This is a genomic window from Pseudomonas sp. P4795 (genome assembly GCF_048822895.1).
Taxonomy (GTDB): Bacteria; Pseudomonadota; Gammaproteobacteria; order Pseudomonadales; family Pseudomonadaceae; genus Aquipseudomonas.
Window position 1 is genome coordinate 630,430 of record NZ_JBMFBT010000003.1, and the last position, 18,033, is coordinate 648,462.

Below are 18,033 nucleotides of genomic sequence, written 5' to 3' on the forward strand. Positions count from 1 at the left end.
ACCCGGTCACAAGTTTGCGACCGATGGCTCAAGGCACCCCCGCCGCAGCCGATAGCCTGCCGACAGGAGAACCTTCTATATGCTGCCACCGATGCTCCCCCTGAGTGCCGTGCCGGTCACTTCCCAGCAGGATCCGGTTCGACCACGGCCGGAGATCCCGCCGGTGGTGCCGGTGCAGGAAAGCTCCAACGAAAGCACGATCGACCTGCAAAAACGCGACCCGGAAGAGGCGGGATTCCAGCTGCGCGAGGAACAGCGACGTCAGCAGGAACGGGAACGCCGGCGCCGCGAAGCTGACGACGATCCTGAAGAACATCTTGCCGTGCCTGGTGACGAGCTGAATGCCGATAATACCGTGCCGGTGGTGCCGCTGATGGAAGATCAACCGCGTCAGGGTTTGTGGGTCGATATTCAGATCTGAGTCCGCTCATTTACATGAATTGTTGTAGAGCGTTTATCTCGATGGCTGGTCAGCGCTTGCGTCAGGCGGCATGATTGGCGCAGTCCTGCCTGTGAAGCGGCAGTTGTGATTCTGACCTGTGATGTATCGAACGCCATGAGCCAAGACGACAAACTGATCGACCTCAATTCCGAACGTGCCAAGCGTGTGCACGACCTCAACGACAAGCGCCTGAATGAAGTGCGTCAGGCATTCGAGCAGGCGATGCCGTTGGGCAAAACCAAGAAAAAGTCGAAGAAACCGAAAAAGCGTTGATCCCCCTCCCTGCATCCCTTGATGCAGGTCAGTTGTATTCCCTCCTTCTTCCCTCGCTTATCGTCCGGCATTGATCCTGGTCAATTGCTGTGCCTGCGTGATTGGTTAACTTAGCTCCATCGCAGCAGAGCAGGGGCCAGGAGGCCAGTCATGTTTTTCGATAACGTGGTGTTTGCCGGGGTGCTGACAGTCGGCCTCATGGTTCTGTTTTTTGCAGGGTTTGGATTTTTTATCTGGAAGGATGCGAATAAGCGCAAGAAGTAGTTCTTCTGGATTTTATGAGCACGCAAGGCATTTTGGGGCGACTTCGGTTGCCCCTTTTTTTTGCCTTGGCGGCCTGTGGGCCGACCAGGCTTTGGGTGGTTTTTGTGCATATCCGTTGCTTCGGGTGTTGCTGCTGTCGGTTCCGCCCTGACGGTCGGGTCACTTTGGCAAACGCCCCAAAGTAACCAAAGGTCTGTGCCCTGACGTCCGGCCCGCTCGCTGGGGCTCGGGGTTCCTTCGCTTCGGGGTCCATCCGGGGCATCGCCTCCGGTTTGCTTCGCTGCACCTCCTCTCGATGCTTCCCCCGGATGAACCCCTCCACTCAGCCTGCCGACGGGCGCTTGAGATCAAGAGCTGTACTCGAGCTAGCGCTCATTGTGTTGAGTGGTGAGGGGCGGGTGTTCGGCTTTGGTTTTGTGGTGGATTTACCCCTTACCCCAGCCCTCTCCCCCAGGAGAGGGAGCCGATTTGTGGTCTTTTCATAGCCTGAGTTCGACTCGGTATTTCACGTCGGCGCACCTCTGCCAAACCACTCGGTCAGTTCCCTCTCCCTCTGGGAGAGGGCTAGGGTGAGGGGCTCTTGATCCGGCTTTTGATGTGGCTTTTGATCTCCAGCCCATCGGCAGGCCGAGCGTAGGCGCTCATCAGGGGTAGGCGCGCAGCGCCGTGCGGCGAAGCCGCATACATCGAGAGGAGGTGCAGCGAAGCAAACCGGAGGCGATGCCCCCTGATGGGCGCCGTAGCGAGGGAACACTGAGCCTAAGCGAAGTGCCGTACGTCAGGGAGAAGCCTTTTTGGTTACTTTTTCGGCGTCTGGAAAAAGTGACCCGCCGTCAGGGCGGAACCCTAAGAAGCCATCACCGCAGCAACGGATATGCCCCCAATCCCAGCCCCCCTCAAAAAAATCCCAACAAAAAAGGCGCGATCCTCTCGAATCACGCCTTCTTCAACACAACTATCTATCAGCTACCCAACGCCTTCGACGCCAGCCAGAACAACCCCGCCGACAGACCAACCGTAGCCGGCAGGGTCAGCACCCAAGCCAACAGGATGGTCTTCACCGTGCCACCTTGCAGGCCGCTTTTGTTCGCGACCATGGTGCCCGCCACGCCCGAGGACAGGACGTGGGTGGTGGATACCGGCAGGCTGAAGATGTTGGCCATGCCGATCAGAGTGGCTGTGGTGATCTGCGCGGACATGCCTTGGGAGTAGGTCATGCCTTGCTTGCCGATCTTCTCGCCGATGGTCAGCACCACGCGTTTCCAGCCAACCATGGTGCCCAGGCCCAAGGCCAGTGCCACTGCCAGAATCACCCAGAACGGGGCGTATTCGGTGGTGGTGGTCAGGTCTTTGCGCAGTTTGTCCAGGTCAGCCTTTTCACGGGCAGCCAGGCCAGGCAACTTGCTGACTTTCTTCGCGGTGTCGTCAAGGCAAAGCAGATAGCGACGCACTTCTATACGGCTTTCCGAGGACAGCGAGTGGTAATCCGCTACACCTTTAAGTGTATCGAGGAGGGCGGAGATAGTCGGTTCGGTCTGTTGCGGGTTGCAACGGAATTTCTCCGGCAGATCGCCTTCGACGCTTTTGCCCAGCGCGAGGAACTCACCCAGCGTGTCGCCGTTGCGCTTGTAGAACTGGCTCAGGTGCAGGGTCGCGTCGCGGGTGCGTTCGATCTGGTAAGTGGTGCTGCCGAGATCGAGTACGAATTGCGCCGGGACGATACCGATCAACACGAGCATGATCAGGCCGATGCCTTTCTGGCCATCGTTGGAGCCGTGCACGAAGCTCACGGCCATGGCCGATATCACCAGTACCAGACGATTCCAGAACGGTGGGTGCTTCTTGTCGTCGATCTTGCGGCGCTGTTCCGGGGTCTTGTGCATCTTGGACAGCGGACGCCACCATTTCAGACCGATCAGGATCAGTGCGGCAATCAGGAAACCGGCCATCGGCGAGAACACCAGCGAGGCGCCGATATCGATCGCTTTCTGCCAGTTGACCCCGTCAGCCAACGGAATGTCGTTGATCAGCGCGTTGGCCAGGCCGACGCCGAGGATCGAACCGATCAGCGTGTGCGAACTGGAAGCCGGGATACCGAAGTACCAGGTGCCCAGGTTCCAGGTGATCGCGGCGGCGAGCAACGAGAACACCATCGCCAGACCGTGGCCGGTGTTGACGTTGATCAGCAGTTCCACCGGCAGCAGGTGAACGATGGCATACGCCACGCCAACCCCGCCCAGCAGCACGCCGAGGAAATTGAAGACACCGGAGAAGAACACCGCCAGGTGGGGCGGCATCGCTTTGGTGTAGATAACAGTGGCTACCGCGTTAGCGGTGTCATGAAATCCATTGATGAACTCGAAGGCGAGGACAAACGCCAGGGCGAGCAAGAGGCTCACAAGCACCCAAGCATCCAGTCCGCTGAATAAATCGATCATGAAGGTTTTCTGACCCGGTCATAAGGGGGCGCGATTATGCCAGAAAAGACTGGAAATCGATGCCCTACCTGCTCATCGGTAACAATCTTCATCGAATTAATTTGTGGCAAAGCGTAACCCCCGAGTCTTTTACCCGGTTTTACAAGTCTTTGATTGGCTTGAAAAAATAGCCACGTCGCAAGCGCAACACCCCGTGCTGCGGGGGCTTGAACGCCTGTGCCAAAAATCTCGGAAACGGGTCACAACTCAGCGCCAGAAGCTCACGGCTCTTCTGGTTTGAGTTCCTCTTCCATTTTTTTCAGTTCCTGCTGGAAGACCTGATCCTGAACGGTAGGGCGTTTACGCCAGGCTTTGCGTTCAGGTTCTGGCTGGGCGGCGTAGGTGGTGACTTCCCCGCCGTAAACATCCTTGTAACGTTGTTCCTGGCGCTCAAGTTCCGCGCGCAGTTCGTCTTTCGTCACAGTGCTACCTGTTTGAGTTGAGTTGAAGGTCTGGTGAACACACTGCAACGAATCAATTGAACCGATTCACCGACACGACGCAACCTGAACAGGCAGCGGGGCAATCGGCAGGGTCAAGACTTCCATGTTGCAGGCGGCTACGGCACCAGATTAAAACTGACGCAGCATCAGCTTCCTGTTTCAGCGAGCGCGCTGGCGGTGCATGAATAATGAGCATCAGGCGCTGGCTGGGGCTGACAACAATGGACATCGCGTCAGCCGGCGGCACTCTCGGCAAGTAATTGCGCAGCGCCACTGAAGTGCATTATAGCGGCCGATTCGGGAATGACTATCTTTGCCAAGTTAAAAACGGTTCGGGATGTGTGATTGTTTTGTGACCCGCAACTTTTAGCGGTAGTTACATCGACGTTGTGAAGTGGTGTGTTTCTGGCGCCATTTAGTCGAACAACTTAAATAGCGCAGCTCAAGTTCAGATGCAGGCTCGGCGAGCGGCACCGGGCGGTTGCGATAATCGGTCGACGGTTCGATAATCGCCCAATCTTGGTGGCCCGATGCTTGTGCATTGCGCCGTGAGCAGCTTGTATAGCCGCAGATCCGCACAGGACAAAGGACCCGAAATGAACGATCAGATGCGCAACTCCTTCACCTCAGTGGCGCCGCCGATCGTGGCCTCGCCGGCCAAACGCATTCAGGCGCTGACCGGTGATCCTGATTTCATGACGTCGCTGGCCCGTGGTCTGGCGGTGGTGCAGGCGTTTCAGGAGCGCAAGCGCCACCTGACCATCGCGCAGATCAGCCACCGCACGGAAATTCCCCGCGCCGCCGTGCGCCGTTGTCTGCATACACTGATCAAACTCGGCTACGCCACCACCGACGGCCGCACTTACTCGCTGCTGCCGAAAGTCCTGACCCTCGGCCACGCCTATCTGTCTTCGACACCACTGGCCGTTTCCGCCCAGCCGTATCTCGACCGCATGAGCGAGCAACTCCACGAAGCCTGCAACATGGCCACGCTGGAAGGCGACGACATTCTGTATATCGCGCGTTCCGCTACCACCCAACGGCTGATCTCGGTCGATCTGTCGGTCGGTGGACGCCTGCCGGCCTATTGCACGTCGATGGGGCGGATTTTGCTGGCGGCGCTGGACGACACCTCGCTGCGCGAATACCTCGATCACGCCGAACTGGTGGCCAAGACCAGCCGCACCATTCACACCGCTGACACGTTGCTCGAATGTTTGCAGGAAGTTCGGCAGCAGGGCTGGTGCATCGTCGATCAGGAATTGGAGCAAGGCCTGCGCTCAATTGCCGTGCCGGTCTACGACGCGTCCGGCCAGGTGGTCGCGGCGCTCAACGTCAGCACCCACGCCGGGCGCGTCAGCCGCACCGAGCTGGAACAACGCTTCTTGCCCGGCTTGCTCAGCGCCAGCCGCGACCTCAGCGCGCAACTTTTCGCCTGAGGAAGCTGTTCGATAAACGCACAGAGTTGCGTTTATCGAATTGACGCTAAAACCTCCGGATCATTAATGTCGCGGCAGCGTCATCCGGTACATGCTCCTTTCGGCAACCGGATGCTGGCGCTCCAATAATAAAGACAAGAGGCAACTCCCGATGCGCACGTTCCCCTCTGGCCCGCCCAGCAACGCCTGATTTCAAACTTCTATTCTTGTGTCCGTGCCTGAATTGGGCCGGCCGCCGTTCGACTGCGTTTTTTGCGTGGAATAAAAATAATGAACCAGCCCCAGTCCGCTGTCGGTAACTGCCTCGACGTGCAGTCCTTCATCAATGCCCAACCGATCTCGCGCTATCAGTGGCGCGTGGTGATCCTGTGTTTTCTGATTGTCTTTCTCGACGGCCTCGACACCGCAGCCATGGGTTTCATCGCCCCGGCGCTGTCGCAGGACTGGGGGATCGACCGCGCCAGTCTCGGCCCGGTGATGAGCGCCGCACTGATCGGTATGGTTTTCGGCGCCCTCGGCTCCGGACCACTGGCTGACCGCTTCGGGCGCAAAGTCGTACTGGTCGGCGCGGTGTTTCTGTTCGGCGCTTTCAGCCTGGCCTCGGCTTACGCCACCAACGTAGACCAACTGTTGGTGCTGCGCTTCCTCACCGGATTAGGTCTCGGCGCCGGCATGCCCAACGCCACCACGCTGCTCTCGGAGTACACCCCGGAGCGCAAGAAGTCGCTGCTGGTAACCAGCATGTTCTGCGGTTTCAACCTCGGCATGGCCGGTGGCGGGTTTATCTCGGCCAAGTTGATTCCGGCGTTCGGCTGGCACAGCTTGCTGCTGATTGGCGGGGTTCTGCCGCTGATCCTCACCGTGGTGCTGCTGTTTTGGCTGCCGGAGTCGGCGCGCTACCTGGTAGTGCGTAACCGTGGCACCGACAAAGTGCGCAAGACTCTCGCACCGATTGAACCAAGCATCGTTGCCCAGGCCTCGAGCTTCAGCGTGCCGGAGCAGCAAACCGTCAAGGCGCGCAATGTGTTCGCGGTGATCTTCTCCGGCACCTACAGCACCGGCACGTTGTTGCTGTGGCTGACCTATTTCATGGGCCTGGTGATCGTTTACCTGCTGACCAGTTGGCTGCCGACCTTGATGCGAGACAGCGGCGCGAGCATGGAACAAGCGGCGTTCATCGGCGCGTTGTTCCAGTTTGGCGGGGTGTTGAGCGCGGTCGGCGTAGGCTGGGCGATGGACCGCTTCAATCCGCACAAAGTCATCGGCATTTTCTACCTGCTGGCCGGGGTGTTTGCCTACGCAGTCGGTCAGAGCCTGGGCAACATCACCTTGCTCGCCACGCTGGTTTTGGTCGCCGGCATGTGCGTCAACGGTGCGCAATCGGCCATGCCGTCGCTGGCGGCGCGGTTCTATCCGACTCAGGGCCGCGCGACCGGGGTGTCGTGGATGCTCGGGATTGGCCGCTTCGGCGCGATTCTCGGTGCGTGGATGGGGGCGACGTTGCTTGGCTTGGGCTGGAATTTCGAGCAAGTGCTGACCGCGTTGGTAATCCCGGCCGGATTGGCGGCAACGGCGGTGGTAATCAAGGGCTTGGTCAGTCACGCGGATGCGACCTGAGTAGGTCGATAGGCAGACAACAATCTGTTCGATAAACGAACACTCAGTCGATTATCGGATTGCTTGGCAAATTTCAGCGGCTTAATCTGCAGTGACTCCGGCGCTGAACCTCGCGCCTTTTTATCACTGGCGATTCATTACAAAAACGGGAGCCCGCTCCATGGCTGAGATCCTTTCGCTGCACGACGCGGTGAAGCAATTCGTCAACGACGGTGACACCGTTGCGCTCGAAGGCTTCACGCACCTGATCCCTACGGCGGCAGGTCATGAAATCATTCGGCAGGGCAAGAAAGATCTGACCCTGGTGCGGATGACGCCTGACCTGATCTACGACCAACTGATCGGTGCCGGTTGTGCACGCAAGCTGATTTTCTCTTGGGGCGGCAACCCTGGCGTGGGTTCGCTGCACCGTCTGCGTGATGCGGTCGAAAAGCAGTGGCCACAGCCACTGGAGATCGAAGAACACAGCCACGCCGACCTGGCGAATGCCTACGTCGCCGGCGCTTCCGGCCTACCGTTCGCGGTGCTGCGGGCCTACGCCGGTTCTGACTTGCCGAAGGTCAACCCGCTGATCAAAACCGTCACCTGTCCATTTACTGGTGAAGTGCTCGCGGCAGTGCCGTCGGTGCGTCCGGACGTGACCGTGATCCACGCGCAGAAGGCTGACCGCAAAGGCAACGTATTGCTGTGGGGCATTCTCGGCGTGCAGAAAGAAGCCGCGCTGGCCGCCAAACGCTGCATCGTCACCGTCGAGGAAATCGTCGATGACCTCAAAGCGCCGATGAACTCCTGCGTCCTGCCGACCTGGGCCTTGAGCGCGATCTGCCATGTGCCCGGCGGCGCGCATCCGTCCTACGCCCACGGTTACAACCAGCGCGACAACCGTTTCTACCAAGCGTGGGACGCGATCGCTCGCGACCGTCAGACGTTTACTGCGTGGATCGACGAATACATCCATTGCTGCGCTGATTTCAGCGAGTTTCAGGCCAAGCTGGCCGCTGCTTCGGAGGCCAAGTAATGACCTACACCACCAATGAAATGATGACCGTCGCCGCCGCCCGCCGTTTGCAAAACGGTTCGGTGTGCTTCGTCGGCATCGGCCTGCCCTCCAAAGCCGCCAACCTCGCGCGTCTGACCTCGTCGCCGGACGTGGTGCTGATCTACGAATCCGGCCCGATTGGCGCCAAGCCGAGCGTGTTGCCACTGTCGATTGGTGACGGCGAACTGGCGGAAACCGCTGACACTGTGGTGCCGACCGGTGAGATTTTTCGCTATTGGTTGCAGGGCGGGCGCATCGACGTCGGTTTTCTCGGTGCGGCGCAGGTTGATCGTTTCGGCAACATCAACACCACCGTGGTCGGCGATTACCACGCGCCGAAAGTGCGTCTGCCGGGTGCCGGTGGCGCGCCGGAGATTGCCGGTTCGGCGAAAAGCGTGTTGATCATCCTTAAACAGTCGGCACGTTCGTTTGTCGACAAGCTCGATTTCATCACTTCGGTCGGGCATGGCGAGGGCGGCGATTCACGCAAACGTCTGGGCCTGCCGGGGGCCGGTCCGGTCGGCATCATCACCGACTTGTGCATCATGGAACCGGAGGAGGGCACCCACGAATTCGTGGTCACCGCACTGCATCCGGGCGTGACTCGCGAGCAGGTGATTGCTGCCACCGGCTGGGCAGTGCGCTTTGCCGACAATGTTGAAAGCACTGCCGAGCCGACCGAGATCGAGCTGACTGCACTGCGCGACCTCGAAGCCCGCACCGCAGCCGCCCACGGCCAGGCACCGGGAGAAGCATGATGCGTGACGTGTATATCTGTGACGCGATTCGCACGCCGATTGGCCGTTTCGGCGGTGGACTCGCCAATGTGCGCGCCGACGATCTGGCCGCCGTGCCGATCAAGGCGCTCATGCAGCGCAACCCATCGGTGGACTGGACCGCAGTCGACGAAGTATTCCTCGGCTGCGCCAACCAGGCCGGCGAAGACAACCGCAACGTCGCGCGCATGGCGCTGTTGCTGGCCGGGCTGCCGGAAACGGTGCCGGGCGTAACCCTCAATCGCCTGTGCGCTTCCGGAATGGACGCCATCGGCACCGCGTTCCGGGCCATCGCCAGCGGCGAGATGGAGCTGGCGATTGCCGGCGGCGTCGAGTCGATGTCGCGCGCGCCATTCGTAATGGGCAAGGCCGACGCGGCGTTTTCGCGCAACATGAAACTCGAAGACACCACCATCGGCTGGCGTTTCATCAACCCGTTGATGAAGGCGCAGTACGGCGTTGATGCGATGCCGCAGACCGCCGACAACGTGGCCGACGACTACGAAATTTCCCGCGAGGATCAGGACGCTTTTGCTCTGCGCAGTCAGCAACGGACTGCCGCCGCGCAAGCCGCCGGCTACTTCGCTGAAGAAATCGTCGAAGTGCGCATCGCGCACAAGAAGGGCGAAACCGTGGTCAGTCAGGACGAACATCCGCGTGCCGACACCACGCTTGAAGCCTTGACCAAACTCAAGCCAGTCAACGGCCCGGACAAAACCGTCACCGCCGGCAATGCCTCGGGCGTTAACGACGGTGCCGCTGCGCTGATTCTGGCCTCGGCCGAAGCGGTGAAAAAACACGGTCTGACTGCCCGCGCCAAAGTGCTGGGCATGGCCAGCGCCGGTGTTGCGCCACGGGTGATGGGCATCGGCCCGGTGCCGGCAGTGCGCAAACTCATCGAGCGCCTCGGTGTGGCGATCAACGATTTCGATGTGATCGAACTCAATGAAGCGTTCGCCAGCCAGGGTTTGGCAGTGTTGCGCGAACTGGGTCTGGCCGACGACGCAGCGCAGGTCAATCCGAACGGCGGTGCGATTGCCTTGGGTCACCCATTGGGCATGAGCGGTGCACGGTTGGTGCTGACTGCGCTGCACCAGCTTGAAAAAATTCAAGGCAAGAAAGCGCTGGCGACCATGTGCGTCGGGGTCGGCCAGGGTCTGGCGCTGGCCATCGAACGCGTCTGACGCACCGCTGCGAATATAAGAACCGAGGAAAGCGAAATGACTGACAAGCCTGGTTACCGCCGCCCACAGGAAGGCACCCAACCGCCTTACCTGCACCCGAATTATCAATCGACCAATCTGCGCTCGCCGTCCAAGCCGTTGGTGTTTCTGCCGCATTCGCTGTCGGAAATCACCGGGCCGACCATCGGCGCCGAACGTGTGGCCGACACCGATAACGATTTGACTGCCCAGCACCCAGGCGAGCCTTTGGGTGAGCGGATCATCATCCACGGCCGTGTACTCGATGAAGACGGTTTGCCGGTGCCGGGGATTCTGGTGGAGATCTGGCAGGCCAACGCCGCCGGTCGCTACAACCATGCCCGCGACCTGCACGACGCGCCCCTCGACCCGAATTTCACTGGCACTGGCCGCACCGTCACCGATGCTGACGGCTGGTATCAGTTCCAGACGATCAAGCCCGGCGCTTATCCGTGGGGCAATCATCACAATGCCTGGCGCCCTGCGCACGTGCACTTTTCGCTGTTCGGTCCGAGCATCCTCACGCGCTTGGTCACGCAGATGTACTTCCCGGGTGATCCGCTGCTGCCGTACGACCCGATCTACAACTGCGTGCCGGACGCCTCGGCCAAGGAACGCCTGATCGCCGCGTTCGATCTGGAAAAAACCATTCCGTCCTACGCCCTCGCGTATCGCTGGGACATCGTGCTGCGCGGGCGTGAAGCCACGCCGATGGAGAAATAAGATGAGCCTGACCGCAACCACGTCCCACACCGTCGGGCCGTATTACCACATCGGCCTGACCTGGCTGAATCGCGAAAACCTCGCCAATGAACTGACCCTTGGCGAGCGCGTGGCGATCACCGGGCAGGTGATTGATGGCAACGGCGATGTCGTCAACGACGCGATGCTCGAAGTCTGGCAAGCGAATGCCGCCGGCAAGTACGACCATCCGGAAGATGAGCAAGCCAAACCGTTGGATCCGAACTTTGCAGGTTTTGGCCGGGTGCCGGTGGATGCTGAAGGGCGTTTCCGCTTTACCACGATCAAACCGGGTACGGTTGAAGGCTTGAAGGGGTCGACTCAAGCGCCGCATCTGGTGGTGTTGGTGTTTGCTCGTGGCTTGGTCAAGCACTTGCTGACGCGGATTTACTTCGAAGGCGATCCGGCCAACGTCGACGATCCATTGCTGGAATGCGTGCCGGCCGAGCGTCGCGCGACTTTGTTGGCGAAGCAGGATGCATCCGGTGTTTATCAGTGGAATGTGATCTTGCAGGGCACTGAAGCCGAGACGGTGTTCTTCGATTATTAAGATCAAAAGATCGTCCGATCGCGGCCCGAGCCTGCGGCAGCTTCTACATTAATCCCTCTGTAGGAGCTGCCGAAGGCTGCGATCTTTTGATGTTTCGCCTTGTGGAACGGGACTGTTACTAAGTGTGTCCAGACTCTCACTGTCCCCACAGAGTAAAAAACGATGACAACCCTGACCTCCCATTACACCGGTGAAGACCGCAGCAAGCGCATCTTCGCGATTGTCGGCGCCTCGTCCGGCAACCTGGTCGAATGGTTCGACTTCTACGTCTACGCCTTTTGCGCGATCTATTTCGCCCCGGCGTTTTTCCCCTCCGACAACCCCACGGTGCAGTTGGTCAACACGGCTGGCGTGTTCGCCGCCGGGTTCCTGATGCGGCCGATTGGCGGCTGGATTTTTGGCCGGGTGGCGGACAAGCACGGGCGCAAGAATTCGATGCTGATTTCGATTCTGATGATGTGCTTCGGCTCGTTGCTCATCGCCTGTCTGCCGACTTACAAGGACATTGGCGTCTGGGCGCCGGTATTGTTGCTGTTCGCGCGTCTGTTGCAAGGTTTGTCGGTGGGCGGCGAGTACGGCACCACCGCAACTTACATGAGCGAAGTTGCACTGAAAGGCCAGCGCGGCTTCTTCGCCTCTTTCCAGTACGTCACGTTAATTGGCGGGCAACTGCTGGCGGTGCTGCTGGTGGTGATTCTGCAGCAGTTTCTCAGTGAGGAAGAGTTGCGTGCCTACGGCTGGCGGATTCCGTTTGTGGTCGGCGCGGCTGCGGCGTTGATCTCACTGTTCCTGCGTCGCACGCTGAAAGAAACCACCAGCAAGGTAATGCGCGACAACAAGGACGCCGGCAGCATCCGCGCGCTGTTCCGCGATCACAAAGCAGCGTTCATCACCGTGCTCGGCTACACCGCTGGCGGCTCGCTGATTTTCTACACCTTTACTACGTATATGCAGAAATACCTGGTGAACACCGCCGGCATGCACGCCAAGACCGCCAGCTACATCATGACTGGCGCGCTGTTCTTATATATGTGCATGCAACCGTTGTTCGGCATGCTCGCCGACAAGATCGGCCGGTGTAATTCGATGTTGTGGTTCGGCGCACTGGGTACGCTGTTCACCGTGCCGATTTTGCTGACCCTGAAAAGCGTCAGCAGTCCGTTTCTGGCCTTGGTGCTGATCACCGTGGCGCTGGCGATTGTCAGTTTCTACACCTCGATCAGCGGCCTGGTGAAAGCCGAGATGTTCCCGCCGGAAGTCCGCGCGCTTGGCGTCGGTCTGGCCTATGCGGTGGCCAACGCGATCTTCGGTGGTTCGGCGGAATATGTAGCGTTGAGCCTGAAGGCCGGCGGCATGGAAAACTCGTTCTATTGGTACGTCACGGTGATGATGGCGGTGGCGTTCCTCTTTAGTCTGCGCCTGCCCAAACAAGCCAAGTATTTGCACCACGACCTTTAAACCGATGGGCGCGGGCCACCACGACCCGCGCCCGCAAGGACTTTTATGACTCAGCGACCGGGCAACCAGTTGTTCGATGCCTATTTCACTGCCCGCGATATGCGTGAGGTGTTCTGCGATCAGGGCCGCGTGCAAGCGATGCTCGATTTCGAAGCGGCGCTGGCTCGGGCGGAGGCGCGGGTTGGATTGATTCCGGCGTCTGCGGTCGCGCCGATTGCCGACGCTTGCCGCGCCGATCTGTACGATTTCGCAGCGTTGGGCGAAGCGATCGCCAGCGCTGGCAACTCGGCGATTCCGCTGGTCAAGGCGTTGGGCAAGCAGATCGCGGCGGCGGATGCCGAAGCCGAGCGCTATGTGCATTTGGGTGCGACCAGTCAGGACGTGATGGATTCCGGGCTGGTGCTGCAATTGCGTCAGGCGCTGGATCTGATCGAAAGCGAGTTGGCGCACTTGGCTAACTCACTGGCGACCCAGGCACAGCGATACGCCGCGACGCCGCTGGCCGGACGCACCTGGCTGCAACACGCGACGCCGGTGACGCTGGGTATGAAGATCGCCGGATGGCTCGGCGCCGTCACGCGTAGCCGTCAGCGTCTGCGCGAACTCAAGCCGCGTCTGCTGGTGCTGCAATTCGGCGGTGCCTCCGGGACGCTCGCGGCGCTGGGCGAACAGGCATTGCCGATTGCCGAAGCGTTGGCGGAAGAACTGCAACTGACCTTGCCCGAACAACCGTGGCACACCCAGCGTGACCGCATCGTCGAGTTCGGCGCGGTACTGGGTTTGATCGCCGGCAGCCTCGGCAAATTTGGCCGCGACATCAGCCTGTTGATGCAGACCGAAGCCGCCGAAGTCTTCGAACCTTCGGCGCCGGGCAAGGGCGGTTCTTCGACCATGCCGCACAAGCGCAATCCGGTCGGTGCGGCCGTATTGATTGGTGCTGCGACGCGAGTGCCGGGGCTGGTATCGACCCTGTTCAGCGCCATGCCGCAAGAACATGAACGCAGCCTCGGCTTGTGGCATGCGGAATGGGAAACCCTGCCGGAGATTTGCTGTTTGGTTTCGGGTGCCTTGCAGCAGGCGCGGCTGCTGGCTGATGGTCTTGAAGTCGACGCCGCACGCATGGCGCGCAATCTGCAATTGACCCAAGGTCTGGTGCTCGCCGAAGCGGTGAGCATCGTCCTTGCGCAACGGGTCGGGCGCGACACCGCCCATCATCTGCTCGAACAATGCTGCAAACGCGCGGTGGCCGAACAACGCTATTTACGTGCGGTACTTGGCGACGAGCCGCAAGTTACCGCCGAGCTGAGCGCTGCTGAACTGGATCATCTACTCGATCCCGCTCACTACCTTGGCCAGGCGCAAGTCTGGGTCGAGCGAGCGGTGGCCGAACACAACGCATTGTCTGACTGAAAGGAGAGGGCTGTGGCTTTCGTTCAACTCGCCGACGGCGAACTGCACTATGAAATAGACGGCCCGGCTGAAGCGCCGGTGCTGGTGCTGTCCAACTCGCTGGGCACCGACCTGCACATGTGGGACGCGCAGATGCCTGCATTCACCGAGCACTTTCGCGTGCTGCGTTTCGACACCCGTGGTCACGGTCAATCGCTGGTGACGTCGGGGCCTTACAGCATCGATCAACTGGGCCACGACGTGCTCGCGTTGCTGGATGCGCTGCACATCGAGCGCGCGCACTTTTGCGGGTTGTCGATGGGTGGCTTGATCGGTCAGTGGCTGGGGATCAATGCCGGGCAGCGGCTGCACAAGTTGATCGTGTGTAATACGGCGGCAAAGATCGGCGATCCGTCGGTGTGGAATCCGCGCATTGAAATGGTCCTGCGTGACGGCGCTGCGGCGATGGTTGCGTTGCGCGATGCATCGATTGCGCGTTGGTTTACCGCTGACTTTTCCGCTGCCAATCCGGCGGCGGCCAAGCAGATCACCGACATGCTCGTCGCTACTTCGCCTGAAGGTTACGCGGCCAATTGCGCGGCAGTGCGGGATGCGGATTTCCGTGAGCAGTTGTCTTCGATCAAGGCGCCGTTGCTGGTGATCGCTGGTAGCGAAGATGCGGTCACGCCACCCTCCGGCGGGCATTTCATTCAGGAACATGTACGCAGTGCCGAGTACGCCGAGTTCTATGCGGCGCATTTGTCCAACGTGCAGGCCGGCAGCGCGTTCAGCGACCGGGTGCTGACGTTCTTGCAGGCTGATTGAGAGGAAAGATTGTGGACGAGAAACAACGTTACGACGACGGTATGCAAGTGCGTCGCGCGGTACTCGGCGATGCGCATGTTGATCGCAGCCTGACTGCCCTGACCGAATTCAACTCGGAGTTTCAGGAGATGATCACCCGGCATGCCTGGGGCGATATCTGGACGCGTCCGGGCCTGCCGCGCCACACCCGCAGCCTGATCACCATCGCCATGCTGATCGGCATGAACCGCGAAGGTGAACTCAAATTGCACCTGCGTGCAGCGGCCAACAATGGCGTGAGCCGTGGGGAGATCAAGGAAGTGATCATGCAGAGCGCGATTTACTGCGGGATCCCGGCGGCCAATGCGACGTTCCATCTGGCGGAATCTGTTTGGGATGAATTGGGCGTCGAATCGCGGGAGTGATGGCGCCTGAACTGGCCCCATCGCTGGCAAGCCAGCTCCCACAGTGTTCTCGGGTGTACCCCAAATTTGTGAACAACGCAAAAACCTGTGGGAGCTGCGGTGCGACGATTCGACTTGCCAGCGATGGCGCCGCCGCGATCAATCATTTCTTGGCAACAATGAAAACCCGCTTGAACGGAAACAACGTACGCCCGTCACGCTGCTGCGGATACTCCGCCTGCACCCGCATCACAAAGTGATAAATGAATCGCGCCTGCTCGCCAGCATCCAGCCCCTGCATCACCTCACGCAGCGCTGACACCTTGATCCAGTCGTAAACCGGCGACTTGCCGTCCACCACTTGCATCTGCTCGGTCTCCCAGATGTCCACCGTCGCGCATAGCGGGGCGAGCAAATGGTAGTAATCGGCTAATGGCAACAACGGGCGTCTGCGCATTCTTTCGCGCAATTGCGGCGTGCCCAGTGGCTTGTCGTTCTGGCCACTGTCCTCAAGCGTATCGAGCATCAATTGGTACCAGCGCGCATCCCGCCAGTCGGGCATGTGCGCAGCCAGGCAGCCGCCCGGGTCGAGGTGCCCGAGCAATCCCGGAAGCAGATTCTGATGGTCATCGATGAAGTGCAGCACGGCGGCGGCGAACAGCAGGTCGGCGGGTTTTTCAGGCTTCCAGCCTTGCAGGTCGCAATGTTGCCACTGGGCTTTGATCGACAGACATTGCGCCTGCTCGAGCATTTGCCTTGAGCTGTCGACGCCTGTCAGTTGTGCGCGCGGCCAGCGTTTGGCCAGAGCTTGAGTGCCAATGCCGGTGCCGCAGCCCAGATCATAGATGAGGTTGGGATTTACCAAGTCGATACGTTCAAGCAATTCGCACACCGGACGTTGTCGCAGACGTGAGAATTGCTGGTACGCAGTGGCGTCCCAGTCAGGCACAGATTTGAGGCGAGCGATCATGAGGTGGTCCTCCATTGATCAGCAGTGTCTTCCGATGACAGCTTGGCTTGAGTCGCGGGGACCAACATCCACAGATAACGGAAGCGGGTAGGTGCAGCGCCTGAGTCCTTCAGGTTTTTCTTACTCTAATGGATGGCTGGCGCTATGCCAGCCATCCCGACGGATGGCCTATAGCAAGCTGATCGGATAGCTGACGATCAAGCGGTTCTCATCGAATTCGTTGTTGCTGAAGTCGCGGCGCATGGTCGAGTTGCGCCATCTGACGTTGAGATCCTTGAGCGTACCGCTCTGCACGGTGTAACCGAGTTCCGATTCGCGGCCCCACTCCTTGCCGTCGCTGGTGGTGGCGGTGTGTACGTTGTCGCCGCTGATGTAGCGGTTCATCAGGGTCAGGCCGGGGACGCCGAAGGCGACGAAGTTGTAGTCGTGGCGGATCTGCCAGGAGCGCTCTTGCGCGTTGTCGTAACTGGCGTTGTAGCTGTCGTTGGCCAGGGTACCGCCGCTGGTGCCGTTGACGCGCATCCACGCGCTGTCGCCGGTGAGTTTTTGCAGGCCGACGTAGAAAGTGTGGCCGGCGTAGCGCGCCGAGAGTATGCCCGACCAGGTCTTGTTGTCCAGCTCGCCGGCGCGGGCACTGCCGTCATCCTTGCCGTAGAAAAAACCGAGGTTGGCGCCGAGGGTCCAGTCGCCCAGCGGCTGGCTGTGGGTCAGGTTCAGGTATTGCTGGCTGTAGATGTCTTTCAGCTCGGCGTTCCACAAACCGATCTGCGTGCGTTTTTCGTTGAACACATATTCGCCGCCCTGAAAGTTGAAACGATCTGAGGTGAAGCCTGCTTTGCCGGTCATCGACATGTCGCTCATGCTGCTGTCGTCGCGCGGGCTGTTGGCGCGGAACTGCCCGCCGTAGAGCGTCAGGCCGTCGATTTCTTTCGAGGTGACCTGGCCGCCGCGAAAGGTTTGCGGCAGCGAGCGGCCGTCGTCAGAGCGCAGGATCGGCAGCACCGGCATCCATTCGCCGACCTTGACCTCGGTCTGCGAGAATCTGGCCTTGAACGCGACGTTAGTGCGGCCGAAGTTGTCCGCCGGGCGTCCGTCATGATCCAGCGGCAACAGCTGTGTGCCGCCAGTGCCTTTGCCGCCATCAAGCTTGAGCGAGTACAGGCCGAGGATGTCCATGCCGAAGCCCACGGTGCCCTGGGTGAAACCGGATTTGGCGTCGAGGATGAAGTTCTGCGTCCACTCTTCAGCCTTGCCCTGTGCCTTGGTCGGGTTGGTGAAGTTGCGGTTGATGTAGAAGTTGCGCAGGTTCAGGTTGACCTTGGCGCCCTCGACAAAGCCTGCTTCCTCGGCGGCTGCGGGGAGGGCGATGCCCACCAGGACCAGAGCGATCAAACCGGGGAATCCGTAATTGGAAGGCGTCATGACTTGGGTCTCTCTAGTTTTTATGGGGCAAAACGAATTTGTTGCCGCCACTTTCGGGGCAGACATGGGGTTGCAGATCTGGGGATGGAGCGGTGGCGATCAGCCTGACGGGGCAGGGCGTGGGAGCATGGTGGTGAACCTGTTGTTATTGGTTTTGTGGTTTGAATGGTGCGGGGCGCTGATGTCTGTGTTCAATCAGTAAAAGCGGGTTTCGGGCGATTATCGAACGCAAGATTGATCTTTGTTTTTGTAGTGGCTGTCAGGGCCTAATCGCTGGCAAGCCAGCTCCCACAGTATTCTCGGGTGTACCCAAAACTTGTGAA

The 18,033-nt window shown here is 59.9% G+C and carries 19 protein-coding genes; 15 read left to right on the plus strand and 4 right to left on the minus strand.

The features are described from left to right. Positions 1-79 precede the first annotated feature (79 nt). The 3 genes from ACOI8A_RS11525 (at position 80) to ccoM (ending at position 979) form a co-directional block, all read left to right on the plus strand. Positions 80-421: an aspartate-semialdehyde dehydrogenase gene (locus ACOI8A_RS11525; protein ID WP_420648191.1), complete on the plus strand. Its 342-nt coding sequence runs from the start codon at positions 80-82 to the stop codon at positions 419-421. A gap of 135 nt (positions 422-556) precedes the next feature. Beyond that, the gene (locus tag ACOI8A_RS11530) at positions 557-715 is read left to right on the plus strand and encodes a hypothetical protein (protein ID WP_420648190.1); all 159 of its coding nucleotides are present in this window, start codon (positions 557-559) and stop codon (positions 713-715) included. A 150-nt stretch (positions 716-865) separates the two neighbouring features. Further along, complete coding sequence (gene ccoM / locus ACOI8A_RS11535; RefSeq protein WP_003222396.1) at positions 866-979, plus strand: cytochrome c oxidase subunit CcoM; 114 nt, start codon at positions 866-868, stop codon at positions 977-979. Between the two features lie 962 nt (positions 980-1,941). Here the strand turns inward: ccoM and ACOI8A_RS11540 are convergent. Then, positions 1,942-3,417, minus strand: a complete 1,476-nt coding sequence (locus ACOI8A_RS11540) for an inorganic phosphate transporter (protein ID WP_420648189.1) — start codon at positions 3,415-3,417, stop codon at positions 1,942-1,944. A gap of 260 nt (positions 3,418-3,677) precedes the next feature. Continuing rightward, a complete protein-coding gene (locus tag ACOI8A_RS11545; RefSeq protein WP_420648188.1) occupies positions 3,678-3,878 on the minus strand; it encodes a hypothetical protein in 201 nt (66 codons plus the stop codon). A 617-nt stretch (positions 3,879-4,495) separates the two neighbouring features. On the opposite strand from ACOI8A_RS11545, the gene pcaR reads away from it, so the two are divergent. The 11 genes from pcaR (at position 4,496) to pcaC (ending at position 15,339) form a co-directional block, all read left to right on the plus strand. Further along, entirely contained in the window at positions 4,496-5,338 is an 843-nt protein-coding gene (gene pcaR / locus ACOI8A_RS11550) for a pca regulon transcriptional regulator PcaR (RefSeq protein WP_420648187.1), read from the plus strand. Between the two features lie 270 nt (positions 5,339-5,608). Then, entirely contained in the window at positions 5,609-6,955 is a 1,347-nt protein-coding gene (locus tag ACOI8A_RS11555; RefSeq protein WP_420648186.1) for an MFS transporter, read from the plus strand. Between the two features lie 160 nt (positions 6,956-7,115). After that, entirely contained in the window at positions 7,116-7,973 is an 858-nt protein-coding gene (locus tag ACOI8A_RS11560) for a CoA transferase subunit A (protein WP_420651347.1), read from the plus strand. Continuing rightward, complete coding sequence (locus ACOI8A_RS11565) at positions 7,973-8,752, plus strand: CoA-transferase subunit beta (RefSeq protein WP_420648184.1); 780 nt, start codon at positions 7,973-7,975, stop codon at positions 8,750-8,752. Before ACOI8A_RS11560 ends, ACOI8A_RS11565 begins: the two co-directional genes overlap by 1 nt. Next, a complete protein-coding gene (gene pcaF, locus ACOI8A_RS11570) occupies positions 8,749-9,954 on the plus strand; it encodes a 3-oxoadipyl-CoA thiolase (protein WP_420648183.1) in 1,206 nt (401 codons plus the stop codon). Before ACOI8A_RS11565 ends, pcaF begins: the two co-directional genes overlap by 4 nt. A 36-nt stretch (positions 9,955-9,990) precedes the next feature. After that, positions 9,991-10,695, plus strand: coding sequence for a protocatechuate 3,4-dioxygenase subunit beta (gene pcaH, locus ACOI8A_RS11575; RefSeq protein WP_420648182.1), 705 nt, complete (start codon positions 9,991-9,993; stop codon positions 10,693-10,695). Position 10,696: 1 nt separating this feature from the next. After that, complete coding sequence (gene pcaG, locus ACOI8A_RS11580) at positions 10,697-11,263, plus strand: protocatechuate 3,4-dioxygenase subunit alpha (RefSeq protein WP_420648181.1); 567 nt, start codon at positions 10,697-10,699, stop codon at positions 11,261-11,263. 162 nt (positions 11,264-11,425) lie between these two features. Further along, a complete protein-coding gene (locus ACOI8A_RS11585) occupies positions 11,426-12,721 on the plus strand; it encodes an MFS family transporter (RefSeq protein WP_420648180.1) in 1,296 nt (431 codons plus the stop codon). A gap of 45 nt (positions 12,722-12,766) precedes the next feature. Further along, complete coding sequence (locus ACOI8A_RS11590) at positions 12,767-14,131, plus strand: 3-carboxy-cis,cis-muconate cycloisomerase (RefSeq protein WP_420648179.1); 1,365 nt, start codon at positions 12,767-12,769, stop codon at positions 14,129-14,131. Positions 14,132-14,143: 12 nt separating this feature from the next. Further along, positions 14,144-14,935 (plus strand): 3-oxoadipate enol-lactonase, encoded by a 792-nt coding sequence (gene pcaD / locus ACOI8A_RS11595; RefSeq protein WP_420648178.1) that lies wholly within the window; start codon positions 14,144-14,146, stop codon positions 14,933-14,935. Positions 14,936-14,946: 11 nt separating this feature from the next. Beyond that, positions 14,947-15,339, plus strand: a complete 393-nt coding sequence (pcaC, locus tag ACOI8A_RS11600; RefSeq protein WP_420648177.1) for a 4-carboxymuconolactone decarboxylase — start codon at positions 14,947-14,949, stop codon at positions 15,337-15,339. A 142-nt stretch (positions 15,340-15,481) separates the two neighbouring features. Here the strand turns inward: pcaC and ACOI8A_RS11605 are convergent, their stop codons facing one another. Both ACOI8A_RS11605 and ACOI8A_RS11610 read right to left on the minus strand, forming a co-directional pair. Next, entirely contained in the window at positions 15,482-16,288 is an 807-nt protein-coding gene (locus tag ACOI8A_RS11605; RefSeq protein ID WP_420648176.1) for a methyltransferase domain-containing protein, read from the minus strand. A gap of 168 nt (positions 16,289-16,456) precedes the next feature. Continuing rightward, complete coding sequence (locus tag ACOI8A_RS11610) at positions 16,457-17,710, minus strand: OprD family porin (RefSeq protein ID WP_420648175.1); 1,254 nt, start codon at positions 17,708-17,710, stop codon at positions 16,457-16,459. Between ACOI8A_RS11610 and ACOI8A_RS11615 the strand changes: the two genes are divergently transcribed. Further along, the gene (locus tag ACOI8A_RS11615; RefSeq protein WP_420648174.1) at positions 17,709-17,912 is read left to right on the plus strand and encodes a hypothetical protein; all 204 of its coding nucleotides are present in this window, start codon (positions 17,709-17,711) and stop codon (positions 17,910-17,912) included. The genes ACOI8A_RS11610 and ACOI8A_RS11615 overlap by 2 nt on opposite strands. Positions 17,913-18,033 lie beyond the last annotated feature (121 nt).

What these genes read in the sequence shown, in the direction of transcription:
- ACOI8A_RS11585 (WP_420648180.1), top strand. Translation starts at nt 11,426, where the DNA reads ATGACAACCCTGACCTCCCATTACACCGGTGAAGACCGCAGCAAGCGC.
- pcaG (WP_420648181.1), top strand. Translation starts at nt 10,697, where the DNA reads ATGAGCCTGACCGCAACCACGTCCCACACCGTCGGGCCGTATTACCAC.
- pcaR (WP_420648187.1), top strand. Translation starts at nt 4,496, where the DNA reads ATGAACGATCAGATGCGCAACTCCTTCACCTCAGTGGCGCCGCCGATC.
- ACOI8A_RS11615 (WP_420648174.1), top strand. Translation starts at nt 17,709, where the DNA reads ATGACTTGGGTCTCTCTAGTTTTTATGGGGCAAAACGAATTTGTTGCC.
- ACOI8A_RS11610 (WP_420648175.1), bottom strand. Translation starts at nt 17,710, where the DNA reads ATGACGCCTTCCAATTACGGATTCCCCGGTTTGATCGCTCTGGTCCTG.
- pcaH (WP_420648182.1), top strand. Translation starts at nt 9,991, where the DNA reads ATGACTGACAAGCCTGGTTACCGCCGCCCACAGGAAGGCACCCAACCG.
- ccoM (WP_003222396.1), top strand. Translation starts at nt 866, where the DNA reads ATGTTTTTCGATAACGTGGTGTTTGCCGGGGTGCTGACAGTCGGCCTC.
- ACOI8A_RS11525 (WP_420648191.1), top strand. Translation starts at nt 80, where the DNA reads ATGCTGCCACCGATGCTCCCCCTGAGTGCCGTGCCGGTCACTTCCCAG.
- ACOI8A_RS11605 (WP_420648176.1), bottom strand. Translation starts at nt 16,288, where the DNA reads ATGATCGCTCGCCTCAAATCTGTGCCTGACTGGGACGCCACTGCGTAC.
- ACOI8A_RS11530 (WP_420648190.1), top strand. Translation starts at nt 557, where the DNA reads ATGAGCCAAGACGACAAACTGATCGACCTCAATTCCGAACGTGCCAAG.
- ACOI8A_RS11590 (WP_420648179.1), top strand. Translation starts at nt 12,767, where the DNA reads ATGACTCAGCGACCGGGCAACCAGTTGTTCGATGCCTATTTCACTGCC.
- ACOI8A_RS11540 (WP_420648189.1), bottom strand. Translation starts at nt 3,417, where the DNA reads ATGATCGATTTATTCAGCGGACTGGATGCTTGGGTGCTTGTGAGCCTC.
- ACOI8A_RS11565 (WP_420648184.1), top strand. Translation starts at nt 7,973, where the DNA reads ATGACCTACACCACCAATGAAATGATGACCGTCGCCGCCGCCCGCCGT.
- ACOI8A_RS11560 (WP_420651347.1), top strand. Translation starts at nt 7,116, where the DNA reads ATGGCTGAGATCCTTTCGCTGCACGACGCGGTGAAGCAATTCGTCAAC.
- ACOI8A_RS11555 (WP_420648186.1), top strand. Translation starts at nt 5,609, where the DNA reads ATGAACCAGCCCCAGTCCGCTGTCGGTAACTGCCTCGACGTGCAGTCC.
- pcaF (WP_420648183.1), top strand. Translation starts at nt 8,749, where the DNA reads ATGATGCGTGACGTGTATATCTGTGACGCGATTCGCACGCCGATTGGC.